The sequence below is a fragment of the Streptomyces sp. NRRL WC-3742 genome (genome assembly GCF_000720635.1).
Classification (GTDB): domain Bacteria; phylum Actinomycetota; class Actinomycetes; order Streptomycetales; family Streptomycetaceae; genus Kitasatospora.
Genome location: NZ_JOCF01000039.1, coordinates 58,542 through 71,572 on the forward strand (window position 1 = coordinate 58,542; position 13,031 = coordinate 71,572).

General features: G+C 74.7%; 16 protein-coding genes. 8 read left to right on the top strand and 8 right to left on the bottom strand.

The genetic code is table 11. The features are described from left to right. Nucleotides 1–103 precede the first annotated feature (103 nt). From IH61_RS0122120 to IH61_RS0122130, 3 genes are all read left to right on the top strand, one after another. On the top strand, nucleotides 104–370 hold the full coding sequence (locus IH61_RS0122120) for a UBP-type zinc finger domain-containing protein (RefSeq protein WP_031072432.1): 267 nt from the start codon (nucleotides 104–106) through the stop codon (nucleotides 368–370). 126 nt (nucleotides 371–496) lie between these two features. Further along, a complete protein-coding gene (locus IH61_RS0122125; RefSeq protein ID WP_031072434.1) occupies nucleotides 497–769 on the top strand; it encodes a hypothetical protein in 273 nt (90 codons plus the stop codon). A 157-nt stretch (nucleotides 770–926) separates the two neighbouring features. Further along, nucleotides 927–1,907 carry a sigma-70 family RNA polymerase sigma factor gene (locus tag IH61_RS0122130; protein ID WP_031072436.1) on the top strand — a complete coding sequence of 327 codons (981 nt, stop codon included), beginning with the start codon at nucleotides 927–929 and terminating at the stop codon, nucleotides 1,905–1,907. Here the strand turns inward: IH61_RS0122130 and IH61_RS47095 are convergent. Beyond that, nucleotides 1,812–2,360 carry an STAS domain-containing protein gene (locus tag IH61_RS47095; protein ID WP_324607614.1) on the bottom strand — a complete coding sequence of 183 codons (549 nt, stop codon included), beginning with the start codon at nucleotides 2,358–2,360 and terminating at the stop codon, nucleotides 1,812–1,814. The two genes, IH61_RS0122130 and IH61_RS47095, sit on opposite strands and share 96 nt — an antisense overlap. Nucleotides 2,361–2,380: 20 nt before the next feature. On the opposite strand from IH61_RS47095, the gene IH61_RS43100 reads away from it, so the two are divergent. Together IH61_RS43100 and IH61_RS0122140 are read left to right on the top strand one after the other, a co-directional pair. After that, entirely contained in the window at nucleotides 2,381–2,818 is a 438-nt protein-coding gene (locus tag IH61_RS43100; protein ID WP_051837672.1) for an SRPBCC family protein, read from the top strand. A 91-nt stretch (nucleotides 2,819–2,909) separates the two neighbouring features. Then, nucleotides 2,910–3,401 (top strand): NUDIX domain-containing protein, encoded by a 492-nt coding sequence (locus IH61_RS0122140; protein WP_051837673.1) that lies wholly within the window; start codon nucleotides 2,910–2,912, stop codon nucleotides 3,399–3,401. A 96-nt stretch (nucleotides 3,402–3,497) separates the two neighbouring features. Here IH61_RS0122140 and IH61_RS0122145 read toward each other — a convergent pair whose 3' ends face one another. The 3 genes from IH61_RS0122145 to IH61_RS0122155 form a co-directional block, all read right to left on the bottom strand. After that, entirely contained in the window at nucleotides 3,498–4,250 is a 753-nt protein-coding gene (locus IH61_RS0122145) for a Clp protease N-terminal domain-containing protein (protein WP_031072441.1), read from the bottom strand. Between the two features lie 65 nt (nucleotides 4,251–4,315). Then, nucleotides 4,316–5,065: a tyrosine-protein phosphatase gene (locus tag IH61_RS0122150; protein ID WP_063763245.1), complete on the bottom strand. Its 750-nt coding sequence runs from the start codon at nucleotides 5,063–5,065 to the stop codon at nucleotides 4,316–4,318. A 104-nt stretch (nucleotides 5,066–5,169) separates the two neighbouring features. Then, nucleotides 5,170–5,931, bottom strand: a complete 762-nt coding sequence (locus IH61_RS0122155; protein WP_031072445.1) for a VC0807 family protein — start codon at nucleotides 5,929–5,931, stop codon at nucleotides 5,170–5,172. Between the two features lie 275 nt (nucleotides 5,932–6,206). Between IH61_RS0122155 and IH61_RS0122160 the strand changes: the two genes are divergently transcribed. The 3 genes from IH61_RS0122160 to IH61_RS43110 all read left to right on the top strand — a co-directional run bounded on the left by IH61_RS0122160 (nucleotide 6,207) and on the right by IH61_RS43110 (nucleotide 9,903). After that, nucleotides 6,207–7,022, top strand: coding sequence for an RNA polymerase sigma factor (locus IH61_RS0122160; protein WP_078911301.1), 816 nt, complete (start codon nucleotides 6,207–6,209; stop codon nucleotides 7,020–7,022). Continuing rightward, nucleotides 7,019–8,017: a hypothetical protein gene (locus IH61_RS43105; RefSeq protein WP_051837675.1), complete on the top strand. Its 999-nt coding sequence runs from the start codon at nucleotides 7,019–7,021 to the stop codon at nucleotides 8,015–8,017. The genes IH61_RS0122160 and IH61_RS43105 overlap by 4 nt, the downstream gene beginning before the upstream one ends. Before the next feature lie 341 nt (nucleotides 8,018–8,358). Next, a complete protein-coding gene (locus IH61_RS43110) occupies nucleotides 8,359–9,903 on the top strand; it encodes a protein kinase domain-containing protein (protein ID WP_158845178.1) in 1,545 nt (514 codons plus the stop codon). 25 nt (nucleotides 9,904–9,928) lie between these two features. Here IH61_RS43110 and IH61_RS0122175 read toward each other — a convergent pair whose 3' ends face one another. The 4 genes from IH61_RS0122175 to IH61_RS0122190 all read right to left on the bottom strand — a co-directional run bounded on the left by IH61_RS0122175 (nucleotide 9,929) and on the right by IH61_RS0122190 (nucleotide 12,997). Beyond that, on the bottom strand, nucleotides 9,929–10,444 hold the full coding sequence (locus IH61_RS0122175) for a potassium channel family protein (protein WP_234327283.1): 516 nt from the start codon (nucleotides 10,442–10,444) through the stop codon (nucleotides 9,929–9,931). A gap of 47 nt (nucleotides 10,445–10,491) precedes the next feature. Continuing rightward, entirely contained in the window at nucleotides 10,492–11,799 is a 1,308-nt protein-coding gene (locus tag IH61_RS0122180; RefSeq protein WP_031072456.1) for a hypothetical protein, read from the bottom strand. A gap of 140 nt (nucleotides 11,800–11,939) precedes the next feature. After that, a complete protein-coding gene (gene tatA / locus IH61_RS0122185) occupies nucleotides 11,940–12,224 on the bottom strand; it encodes a Sec-independent protein translocase subunit TatA (RefSeq protein WP_031072458.1) in 285 nt (94 codons plus the stop codon). Nucleotides 12,225–12,361: 137 nt separating this feature from the next. Continuing rightward, nucleotides 12,362–12,997 (bottom strand): class I SAM-dependent methyltransferase, encoded by a 636-nt coding sequence (locus IH61_RS0122190; protein ID WP_031072460.1) that lies wholly within the window; start codon nucleotides 12,995–12,997, stop codon nucleotides 12,362–12,364. Nucleotides 12,998–13,031: the final 34 nt, after the last annotated feature.

Here is a 13,031-nt window from a genome sequence, read left to right on the forward strand (position 1 = left end):
CGTTCTCCCCGTCACGATCGCCACGGGGGGCATGCTGTCATGCCGCCGAGGCAGGGCGTGTCGTGAACGGGCGGGGCGGCGGCCGTCACTACCCTCGTCGATCATGAGCGCCTGCGAAGACCTCGCCGCGGCACCCCGGAACATCGATCCCCTCCCGCCCGTCGACGGCTGCGCCGACTGCCTGGCCCACGGCAGCCGGGACTGGGTGCACCTGCGGATCTGCCTGGACTGCGGCCACATCGGCTGCTGCGACTTCTCGCCGCAGCGCCACGCCACCGCCCACTTCCACGACAGCTCCCACCCGGTGATCCGCTCGTACGAGCCGGGGGAGGACTGGCGTTGGTGCTTCGTCCACGAGGTCATGGGCTGACGGCCGGCCCCTGGGGCCGTTCGGGTGGCACGGGCGCCCCGGCTCGGTAAAATCCGGACATAACGCCCGTGCGGGTCCCCGCCCGACGCCTCCGTCCGGCCGGCGCCCGCCGAAGGGAGGCCGACGATGACCAAACGATCACCGGGCAGCACCGCCCAGCTCCGCCAGGGCACCCAGGACCTGCTGCAGCGCCGGGGCATGGCGAGCACCCCCAGCAGGCTCGGACCGCAGCCGGGCACCGGCATCGGGGCCCACGCCTCCGCCGGACCGGTCGGCGCCGACGCCTTCCGCCACGGCGGGCGCGACACGGCGACCTCCGCGATGCACGCGGCCCCGGCGATGCACGCCGAACTCAAGGGCCACCGCCACCGCGGCGCCGAGAAGCACTCCGCCCACTGACGCGCGCCCTGACGCGTCCCGACACGTTCAGGTCAGGGGCGGGCCGGCCGGGAACCCGCCGGTCGCCCCGCCCCTGACGCCCGTTCGGGCCGTTGTCGGTGCCGTGCGCTACGTTCGTCCGGCAGATCGGAACGAGAGAGTACGACGGGGGCGCAGGATGTCCGAGGTGATCACCGAGGAGCCGGTCGAGATCCAGCTCGAGCGGCACCGCACCGAGCTGACGGGGTACTGCTACCGCATGCTCGGCTCGGTCTTCGAGGCCGAGGACGCGGTGCAGGAGACGATGGTCCGCGCCTGGCGCCACCACCAGGGCTTCGAGGGCCGCGCCGCCCTGCGCTCCTGGCTGTACCGCATCGCCACCAACGTCTGCCTGGACGCGCTGAACGCCCGCAACAGCCGGGCCCGCCCGATGGACCTGGCCGGCCCGGTGACGGTCGCCACCGCGAGCGACGCCCAGCTGCCCGAGGTCACCTGGATCGGCCCGGCGCCGGACGGCCGGGTGCTCCCCGAGACGGGGGACCCGGCGGACGTCGCCTCCCAGCGCGAGTCGGTGAAGCTGGCCTTCGTCGCCGCGCTGCAGCGCCTCGCGCCCCGCCAGCGCGCCGTGCTGATCCTGCGCGAGGTGCTCGCCTGGAAGGCCGCCGAGGTGGCCGAACTGCTCGGCGTCACGGTGGCCTCCGTCAACAGCGCGCTCCAGCGCGCTCGCGCCGTCCTCGCCGCCGAGGGCGAGTTCGCCCGCCCGGCCCGGGAGCTGGACGAGGACCACCGCGCCCTGCTGGACCGCTACGTCCGGGCCTTCGAGGCGTACGACATGGAGGGTCTGGCGGCGCTGCTGCACGAGGACGTCACGCTCAACATGCCGCCGTTCGCGATGTGGCTGCGCGGCCGGGGCGAGATCGAGGCGTGGATGCTCGGCCCGGGCTGCGGCTGCCGCGGCTCCCGGCTGCTTCCCGTGACGGCCAACGGCGGCCCGGCCTTCGCCCAGTACCGTCCGAGCCCCGGGGGCGGGCACGAGCCGTGGGCGCTGATCGTGCCGGAGGTGTCAGAGGGCCGGATCACCGGGCTCACCAACTTCCTCGACACGGACGTGCTGTTCCCGCTGTTCGGCCTGCCGCCCCGCCTCCCCGCAGCCGAGTAGGCCCTCGGGCACGGAGGGCACGGAGGGCACGGAGGGTACGGAGACCACGGCGGGCAGGGCGAGCAGGTCCTCGACGGCCGCCGGCCCCGGCAGCAGCGCCGCGAGCCCGCTGAACGCGAGCAGCTCCCTCAGCGGGCCGCCCGCGTTCAGCAGCACCACGCCCACCCCGTGCCGCCCGGCGGCCAGGCGCAGCCGGGCGAGCGCGTCGACGACGGCCAGGTCGGGGGCGGTCAGCGCGCCCAGGTCACAGGTGACGGCGGGGGCGCGGGCGGGTACGGGCACGGCGGTTCGGGTCAGGTTCATACCCCTTGGACCGTCCGCCCGGCCCGCTCTCATCGCTCGCCCCTGACACCGCCGGAAAATCTTTTCGAGGAAATCCCGCGCCGAGCGATGAGTTCCGCCCGCACCTGCGGTCCTACTCCGTGAAAGCGCGCCACCGAGGCGCCGGAACACGAACGAGGACGGACACCACCATGACCGAGAACCTGGGCGAGCTGACCATCACCCGCGAGCTGCCGGCCGCCCCGGAGGCCGTCTTCCGCGCCTACGTCGAGCCCGAGCAGTTCGTCCGCTTCTGGGGCCCGGTCGGCACCCACGTGGACCTGGACACCGTGACCATCGAGCCGCGCGTGGGCGGCCGTTACGACAGCACCATGACCGTGGACGAGGGGGGCCAGTCGTTCCCGGTGAGCATGGTGATCACCGAGTTCGTCCCCAACGAGCTGATCGCCCTGAAGGAGGAGGCCGTGGGCATGCGCTCCACCATGACCTTCAAGGACCTCGGCGACGGCCGCACCGAGCTCGTCCTGCACCAGGAGGACGTGCCCGAGATGTACCGCGGCCCGGAGGCCGAGGCGGGCCTCAACTCCAGCTTCGACCGCCTGGTCGAGTACCTCTCCTCCCTGGCCTGACCGGCCGCTGTACGGCCCACGGGTCTGCCACCGCCCGGGGGCGGTGGCAGAGTTGTGCCGCCCGTACCCGCCCTGCCCCAGGAGGACCGTCGTGACGGCCGAGCCCTTGAAGTCCCGTGAGGAATGGTTGGCGTCCCTGCCCCGGATCTACGCGGCCGCCGGCTGCCTGCTGCGCGACGGGTTGGGCCGCATCCTGATCGTCAAGGCGGGCTACCGCGAGTTCTGGCAGTTCCCGGGCGGCACGATCGACCGGGGCGAGGGCCCGGTCGAGTGCGCCAAGCGGGAGTTGGAGGAGGAGACGGGGATCGTCAAGGACGCCGGCGACCTGCTCGCCATCTCCTGGACCCACCCCTCCGCCGAACTCGACCATCCCGCCGAGCACTTCATGTTCGACTTCGGCACCGTCCCGGACGGCACCCCCGTGACCGTCCCGGACGGCGAGCTCGACGACCACCGCTGGGCCACGCTCGACGAGGCGCTCGAACTCCTCGGCCCGGCCCGCTCGCTGCGCCTGCGCGCCGCCCTGGAGGCCCTCGAGGACGGCCTGGTGCGGATCGTCACCACCCAGGTATCCGGTTTCTGACACTGCCGGAGGACCGCGGCCGGCCCCGGGCGACACCACCGCCCGGGGCCGGCCGCTTCCGTGCGCCGGGCTCACACCGCGGGGCTCACGCGGGGGCTACTCCGCCGGGTCGTCGTCCCGGGAGGCGGCCGCGATCGCGGCGAGCGCCTCGGCGACGAAGGTCTCGGTCTCGGTCTTGTCGACCCTGAGCCCGTTCAGCACGCCCTCGCCGTTCTCCAGCTCCAGCAGCGCGAGCAGCAGGTGCTCGGTGCCGACGTAGTTGTGCCCGAGGCGCAGCGCCTCCCGGAAGGTCAGCTCGATGGCCTTCTTGCCCCGCGCGTCGTACGGGATCAGCACGGGCACCGACTCGACGGGGGCGGGCAGCACCCCGGCGACGGCCTCGCGCAGGGTCTGGGCCCCGACCCCCTGCGCGGCGAGGGCCTTGGCCCCGAGGCCCTCCGGCTGGGAGAGCAGGCCGAGCGTGATGTGTTCGGCGGTGATCTCGTCGTTGCCGGCCGCCCTGGCCTCCTCCTGGGAGGCCACGATGACCTTCCGGGCCCGGGGGGTGAACCGGCTGAACCCCTGGCTGATGTCCAGGTCGTTGGTGGTGCCCGGGTCCTTGGGGACGAAGCGCTTCTGGGCGGCCTGCTTGCTGACGCCCATGCTGCGGCCGATGTCGGTCCAGGAGGCGCCGGAGCGGCGGGCCTGGTCGACGAAGTGGCCGATGAGGTGGTCGGCGAGTTCGCCGAGGTGGTCCGCGGCGATGACCGCGTCCGACAGCTGGTCCAGCGCGTCGGTGTTGACCTTCTTGATCGCGGCGATCAGGTCGTCGAGGCGCAGGGGAGTGGTGCTCGGATCGAGATTCTCCATGCGTCAACCGTAGGTTGTCGATCCGAGGATCGTCAACCATCAGTTGACGCTAAGGAGAAGTCATCTCATCCGACCGGCAGCACCGGCAGCAGCCGCTCCCGCACCGCGGAGAGTTCCGCCGCGCTCGCCCCGGCGGCCAGCAGGTAGCCCGCCGCGTCGAAGCCGTCCAGGAGACCGGCGACGACGTCCCCCGCGCCGGCCCCGGCCTCGGCCATCACCGCGTCGATCCGGCGGTACGGGTCCTGCAGGCGCAGCATCCCGTAGAGCGGGCGGACGTTCGGGTCGCTCAGCAGGTAGTCCTCGACGATCGCGGCCGGCGCCACCCCGGCCAGCGAGAGCAGCAGCAGGGCGGCCAGGCCCGTACGGTCGCGCCCGGCGCCGCAGTGCACCACCAGCGGGCCCGGGCGGGCGCCGGCGATCGCGGAGACCAGCGCGGCGGCGGCGTGCGGGCAGTGCTCCAGGTACGGGCCGAAGGCCAGCGGGGTGCCGTCCAGCCGGCCGTACGCCTCCCACCAGGCTTCGCCGGCCAGCTCGTCCAGCGGGACGCGGGCCAGGTCCACGCCCTCGGGCAGCGGCAGCAGCGGCTTGTACTCCGAGGCGTCCCGCAGGTCGACGACGGTGCGCACCCCGTACTCCAGCAGGGATTCCCGGCCCTCGGCGGTGAGGCGGTCCAGGTTGTCCGCCCGGATGATCGCCCCCCGGGCCGTCGGCCGCCCGGAGGCGGTGGGCAGACCCCCGAGGTCCCGGACGTTCAGGCAGCCGTCCCACGCCAGGGTGCGGTCCTCGGTGGCGGCCAGCGCGTGCGTCCGACTCATGGAATCCCCGTTTCCTCGACCGGGGGTCCCGTTACCCCCTTGTTATGAACTGTCAGGAACGACTCCCGGGTGGTCCGGATGGTTCCGTCCTGTTCGACACACCGTCAGTGACCTGCCCGGACGGCGTCCGGGGTCCCGGCCTCGGCGCGGACGAGCTCCGCCATCGGTTCGACGGCGATCTGGCCGAGCATCGAACCGGCGACGATCGCGCCGACCAGGAACAGCGTCGACAGCCAGGCCATGGTCGACACCGGCAGGGTGAAGGCGCCGACCACCCGGGCCGCGCACTCGGTCAGCAGTGCGGTGCCCCAGATGCCCGCGAACACCCGCTCGTGCCGGTGGAAGGCCCGCGAGCCCGCCGCCCGGCCCTCCGCCAGCCGCTGCCAGGCGGCGGAGAGGTCCCGGCGGCCCTTGGTCACGAACGGCATCAGCATCGGCGTCATCACCGGCCGCCCGACCAGCGCCGACGCCAGGATCGCCAGCGCCACGGTGCCGCTGAGCCCGCCGTCCTTGGCGATCATCATCCGGGCGTCGCCGGTGACGAAGGTGAGCGCCAGCCCGGCCAGGTTCACCGTGAGCATCAGCGCGGCCCACAGGTTGACCCGGCGCTCGGCCAGCAGCCCGAGCACCGTCCGCCCGGCCGGGACGACGCTGCTCCAGGCCAGTGCGGCGAACTCGCTCATCCCGAAGGCCGAGTGCAGCAGGTAGTAGCCGGCCAGCGGCGCGACCACGTCGAGGGCGAGCGGGCGCAGCGCGGAGGCCACCGGGTTCGGCGCCTTCGCGGCGGCGGTCGTGGGGGCGGTGGCGGTCCGGACGGTGGCGGTCCCGACGGTGGCGGTCCGGCTCATCTGGCTCATCTGGCTCATGGTGGTTTCCTCCCCGGCTGACTTCCGCGGGCCCGGCCTGCGGCGTGCCTCCAGTCTTCGCGGCCGACCCCCTCCCGCAGCAGTGCCGTCCGTTGCCCGATCCGTATGACAGCTGTCACGGGGGAGCCCGTGAAACCCCCGGTGACCTGCGCTTTCCCTCCCGTCCGCCGCCGCTCGTCCGGCCCGCCCGCCCCGGCGGACGCGGGCCCCCTCCCGTCTCCCGGACCCCCCTACTCCCGCGACCGGCGCCGATCCGTTCGTCCGAATGGCGCATCATGTGGCGGGTGCAGAGTGCAGAACGCCCCGCAGCGGGCCCCGGCAGCCCAGGCGACCCCGCCGGCCGGCCGGGCCCGGTCCCGCCCGAAGGCCCGCCACCGGGCCGGGCCCCCGACCCCGCCGAGCTGACGGAGGCCGTCCGGGCCGCCCAGGACGGCAGCGAGGAGGCGTTCCGGCTGCTCTTCCGGGCCGTCCAGCCGGGCCTGCTGCGCTACCTGCGGGTCCTGGTCGGCGGCCGCCCCGAGGACTCCCAGGACGCCGAGGACATCGCCTCGGAGACCTGGCTGCAGATCGCCCGCGACCTGGGCGGATTCTCCGGCGACGGGGACGGCTTCCGCGGCTGGGCCGCCACCATCGCCCGGCACCGCGCCCTGGACCACCTGCGGGCCCGCCGCCGCAGGCCCGTCGCCGACCTGCCCTTCGAGTACCTCGCCGAGCTGGCCGGCGGCGACGACACCGCCCGCTCCGCCCTGACCACGGTCGGCACGGCCGACGCGCTGGCGCTCATCTCCCGGCTGCCGCGCGACCAGGCCGAGGCCGTCCTGCTGAGAGTGGTCATGGAACTGGACGCCGAGAGCGCCGCCCAGGTGCTCGGCAAACGGGCCGGCACCGTCCGGATGGCCGCCCACCGGGGACTGCGCCGGCTCGCCAAGCTGCTCGACCAGCCCCTCGCCGCCGGGATTCCGGCGGCCCGCGGCGGCACTGCCCAGGAGGCCCCGGACCGGTCGGCGAAGCCCCTGCGGAGATCCGCGAAAAAAAGTTCTGCCCCAGGTGTGACGGAACACCGCGCCGCGACGCTGAAGGACATGAGATGAGCACCAACCGATCCCGTCGGATCGACCGTGATGCCGCCGAGCAGTTGCTCCGCGGTGCCGTGGGCGGCCCGTCGGCCGGGCAGGGCGACTCCCTCACCGGACCGGACGGTCCCGGGCCCGTGGCCCGGGTACTGGCCGCGGCCGCCGCCCCGGCGACGGCCGGGGAACTGGCCGGGGAGGAGGCCGCGCTGGCCGCGTTCCGGGCGGCCCGTCTCGCGTCCGAGCCCGTAGTGACCACACCCGTCCGGAGACGATCGATGGCGACCGCCGCGCTGGCCAGGGCCTTCAGTGCGAAGGCCGCTGCCACCGTGCTCGGCGCCACCGCACTCTGCGGCGTCGCGGTCGCCGCCGGAACCGGAAACCTCCCTGCACTGGGTGGTGGTGAACCAGCCGAACCGGCCCACACCCTGACGGGCACGGACGGCACCCCGGGCGCCACCACCTCGGGCTCCAAGCCCGGCTCCGTCACCGGGATCCCGTCCCCCGGTGCGTCCGCCCACCAGTCCGGCACTCCCTCCGCCGGATCGCAGGCGGGCGGCCCGTCCGCCGTGCCGAACCCCGGCATCCCCTCGGCGGACGGGCGCGGCGGAGGGGTCCCGGCACCGCTGGCCCAGCTCTGCCGCGGCTTCACCGACCGTACGGGCAAGGGTGAGAATCCCGACCGGATGGCCGTCGAGCCGCAGTACAGGGCGCTGCTCGAAGCCGCCGGCGCGGCGGGCAGGGTCGCCGAGTACTGCGCGGGCGACGGCGGCCGCACGGGCGCCACGGGCCAGCCCCGCGACCCCGGACACGGCACCACCGGGCCGGACCACGGCAACGGCCAGAACGGCCAGAACGGCCAGAACGGCGGCGGCGCCAACACCGGCGGCGGCGAGGGCGGCAAGCAGCCGGGCAAGAACGGCGTGACCGCCCCTGCCCAGCCCGCCACGGCCACGCCACCGGTGCCCCACGCGTCCAGGACCGAGCCCCAGGACGATCGGAGCGCCCCGGGGTAACCCCAGAAACTCCGGGTGGGCGGCGAGCGAAACCCCCCGGGCTCGTCGCCCACCCGGACCGAACCACCCGCAACACCCACCCGAAGACCCCGGGTGGACGGTCGGCTCCCCCGTGCCCGCCGTCCACCCGGCCGGCCCCGGCCGGCCCGGCAAGGCGCACCCCCCGGACGCGCCCCCGGGCCGACGGGCCCGGATTCGTGCGGCCCGCCCTCCCGCAGTCAGGGCGGGCCGCACCCCCCGGCCGGCGGCCGGGGGACCGCTGCCCGGTCCCCCGACCGCCACCCCCCGGCGGCAGGCCCCGCTATCGTGCACGGGTTGCACGATCGCGAGGGGAGTCCCAGGTGACAGGTCGAGCGCTGAACGGGCGTTACGAGCTCGGCGAGATACTCGGGGTCGGCGGCATGGCCACCGTCTGGCGCGGCGTCGACCGCGTGCTGGGCCGCCAGGTGGCCGTCAAGGTCCTCAACGGGGGCCTCGCCGACGACCCCCGTTTCGCCGAGCGGTTCAGCCGCGAGGCCCAGCACGCCGCCATGCTGGCGCACCCCCGGATCGTCATGGTCTTCGACTCGGGCGTGGACCAGGGCACCCCGTTCATCGTCATGGAGCTGGTCAGCGGCCGTTCCCTCGCCGCCGTCCTGGCGCAGGAGCGGGTGCTGCCCGTGGAGCGCGCGGTCGGCATCGCCGCGGCCGTCTGCGAGGCGCTCGCCGTCGCCCACGCCGCGGGCCTGGTGCACCGCGACATCAAGCCCGGCAACATCATGATCACCGACGACGGCGGCGTGAAGGTCGTGGACTTCGGCATCGCCCGCGCCGGCTCCTCCGGCAACCTCACCCAGACCGCGAGCGTGCTCGGCACCGCCGCCTACCTCTCGCCCGAGCAGGCCACCGCTTCCGCCCTGGACGGCCGCACCGACCTGTACGCGGTCGGCTGCGTGCTGACCGAGATGCTCACCGGCGAGACCCCGTTCACCGCCGAGACCCCCGTCGCGATCGCCTTCAAGCACGTCAGCGAGCACCCGGTGCCCCCGTCCGTCCGGCGCCCGGGCCTGCCGCCCGCGCTGGACGCCGCGGTGCTGCGCCTGCTCGCCAAGGACCCGGACGCCCGCCCCGCGGACGCCGCGGCCGCCCGGGCCGAACTCCTCGCCACGGTGCCCGGGCTGATGGTCGGCGACCCGACCGCCGAACTGCTCGCGACGACCTCCGCCGCCACCCAGCTGCTGCCTCCGGTGCCCCCCGCGCACCCCGACCAGCAGCACACCACCCTCCTCCCGCCCCAGCCCCCGGCGGCCACCTCGGTGATGGCCCCCGTCCCGTCCGCACCGCCGTCCGCCCCCGCGTACGTGCCCGTGCCGTCGCCGCCCGCCACCGGCCGTCGCCGCAGGCCCCTGGTGATCGGGGCGCTGGGCGTGGCCGGCCTGGCCGGGGTGGCGGCCATCGCGCTGACCGCCTTCGACGAGCCGGCCGGCAACGCCGTCGCCAAGCCCGCGGCCACCGCTCCCCAGAAGTCTGCCCCGGCCGCGACCACCCCCGCCACCCAGGCCCCGACCACGGCCACCCCGGCCGCCCCCGCGCCGACCCAGGCCGTCCCGCGCAACCAGCCGGCGGCGGTGCAGATCCAGTCCTTCCGCCAGGCCGTCGCCCAGACGCAGGTGACCAAGGAGCGGGACCGCCAGATCGAGCTGCTGCGGATCCTCGACGAGACCGCCGCGCGCGTGAACGAGGGCGACCCGGACGGCGCGGCCCAGCAGCTGAAGGACGCCCAGAGGGTGATCAAGGACCTGGGCAAGAAGCACGCCATCGACGCCCCCACCTCCGCCAACTGGAACGCCCGCCTCTCCGCCCTCTACGGCACCCTCCACACGGCCGCCGACCTCCAGAACGACTGACGCCGTCCACAGCCTGTGGACGGCGTCAGTCGTTGCGGCGGCCGTGCGTGGAGAGCCCGGCCAGGATCGTCCGCGACAGCGTTCCGGCGGCCGCCGCGATGAACACCATGCTGTACCCGATCTGCAGCATCACCAGGAGCCGGGGCCCCTGGCCGAGCGGGGTGATGTCGCCGTAGCCGATGGTGGCCAGGGTGACAGCGGTGAAGTAGACCGCGTCGAGCCGGGTGCGCAGGCCGTGGAACTGGCCGGGCTGCGAGGCGAACACGTAGTAGGCCGCGGCGAAGATCGTCACGGCGAGGACGATCAGGAAGGTCAGCCAGGCCACCGGCCGGGGCTCCGAGCCCTGGAGCACCCCCGCGATCTTCACCAGCAGCAGCCCGCTCAGCCCGGCCAGCGCCGCGCCGAGCACCAGCCAGCTGAGCACCGGGTGGTGATGGCCGAGCACCCGCAGGGGCAGCAGAGAGTACGCGAGCGCGAGCGCCGTGCAGGCGCCGAGCAGCCACAGGGCGGTCCGTAGGTCGGTGCGCGGGCGGGCCCGCACACCGCCCGGCCGTCCCGCGCCCGGTCGCCGGCCGGGCGGCGCCCCGCTCAGGGCGATGCTCCGGCCGGGCGTTCGGGCGCGTCCAGCAGCTCCAGCAGGGCCAGCACCGCGACCAGCACCAGCGCCAGGCAGAGCGTCACCAGCACCGTCGGGTAGCTCCACAGCACGAAGGCCAGCGCCGCACCCGCCACCGCCGCCCAGCTCAGCACCACCTTCCAGCGGTGGACGAACCCCCCGACCGGTCCGAGCCGCAGCCCGGCCCGGCCGCCGAGCCCCCGCAGGGCGCCCAGCGTCTCGCGCCAGCCGCGCCGTACGGCCCTCGCCCAGCGCCCGCCCCCGGTGATCCAGGCGCCCAGCGCGACCACCACGCCGAGCGCCACGATCACCCGGACGGCCGAGCGCAGGTACCGCACCAGCGCGTCGTACACCGCCTGCGCGGCGGCCTGGTCCACCCCGGCCGGCAGCCGGTCCAGGTACAGCGCCCGGAACACGCTCAGCCCGGCGCCCAGCAGCAGCGCCCCCGCCGCCATCCCCAGGGCCGCCGTCACCGCGGCCCGGCGCCTGCGCACCGCCGCCAGCACCCCTCCGACCGCGCAGGCCACCGCCAGCACCGGCACCCAGAACCCGGCGAGGTCCAGCAGCCGGACGCCGGTGCGCACCCTGGGGATGGCGTCGGACTGCACCAGCGTGTACGAGGTGTGCACCTCCGGGATCTTGGAGGCCGGTGCGAAGCCGCGGTCGACCAGGTCGGTCTTCACCCGGGCGATCACCGGCGCGAGGTCGAGCACCACGGTGTCGTTCCTGATCTCGACGGCGCCGCCGCCCTGCCCGGTGAGCATCTTCTCGATCGCGGCGTGCGCGTCCAGGTTGACCTGCCGCCAGAGCGCGGCGAAGGCGTCGCTGTCCACGAGCTGCTGCACCTCGGTGCGGACGAAGCCGGAGAGCCCGCTGGCGAGCGTCTGGCCGAGTTGGCCCAACAGGGTGCGCAGCAGCGGCTGGTCGGCGGGGGCGACGGCGTCGACCAGGGAGTCGACCGGGATCTGCCGCATGATCTCGGCGGTCACCCGGTCGACCACGGCGGCCTTGACCACCGGGTCCTTCGCCAGCGGCTCGACCGTCGCCAGGTACCGGCCGGAGTCGTCGATCTCCGACTTGGCCCAGAGCGCGACGGCGCTCAGCGGCGTCAGCAGGCAGGCCAGCAGGATGAGGACGGTGGCGAGCGAGGCCCGCCCGAGGTGGCGCCGAGGAGGGGGCGCCAGGGCGAGCCGCCCCGCGTGCGCCTCGACGGCGCCCAGTCGCGCCCGCAGGTCGGCCAGGTCGTCGGACTCGGCGCTGCCCGGCTGGTCGGTCGGCATGCCGCGACTCCGTTCCGCTCCTCCTGTGGGTGCATACCAGGAGACAACGGATCAGATCGGACGGCCATTCGGACAGCGGCGCCGGGAACGCGTACGGCCCCCGGCGGGTGCCGGGGGCCGTACGGGAGGAACCGGGTGACTCAGACCGTCTTCTCGGTGTGCGGAGCCTCGGAAGCCTTGGTCACGTTGGTCGGCGCGACAGCCGGCTGAGCGGCGGCGGCCGGCTGCGGCGTGGCGGCGCTCTGCGCGGTGCCGGCGTCCGCCGGGGTCTCGTCCTCGCGCATGGCCTTGGTCTCGGCCTTCAGGATGCGCATGGACTTGCCGAGGCCACGGGCCATCTCCGGCAGCTTCTTCGAACCGAACAGCAGCACTACGACCGCCAGCACCACCAAGATGTGCCAGGGCTCAAGACCGTTCCGCAGCATCCCTGGCCACCGGTCCCTTCTTGTCTAGAGTCGCGGGAGGGCTAGCGCCCGTGCTCGCCAGTATGCCTGGCCTTACCGGCGAACGGATACACCGCCCGGGAAACGCTGGCCGAAAACCAGGTGCCGCCCGGGCGTCCTCACAGGGGCCGCCGCGCCAGCAGATAGCCCCGCCGGGTGGGCGCCTCCTGCGCCAGCCCCTCCCGCTCCAACCGCGCCTCCACGGCGAATCCGGCCCCGGCGAGCCGCTCGGCGACGTCCTCGCTCCGGAGGAAGTGGAAGTCCACGTCCACCCGGTGGCCCCACCACTCCTCCATCCGCCGGACCTCCTCGCCCAGATGGAAGGAGACCAGCAGCACCCCGCCCGGCCGCAGCACCCGGTGCATCTCGGCGAACGCGGGCGCGAGGTCCTCCGGCTCCAGGTGGATCACCGAGTACAGGGCCACCGCCGCGGCGAACTCGCCGTCGGCCGCGGGCAGGGCCAGCAGGTCTCCCGTACGGAACTCCGGCGAGGGGTGCTCGCGCCGGGCCAGCTCCACCATCCGCGGCGACAGGTCCACCCCGACCACCTCGGCCCCGCGCCCCGCCAGCCACCCCGCCACGTGCCCGGGCCCGCAGCCCAGATCCGCCACCACCCCGCCGTCCGCCTCCTCCACCACGGCCCCGAGCAGCGCCCGGTCCACCACCTTGCCCGCCAGCTCACCCCCGATCCGCGCCAGGTACTCCTCCGCCACCACGTCGTAACTCGCCCGCACCCGCCCATGATCCGTCGCCATGCCCCCACCCTCCCCCCGACCCCGCGGCCCCGCC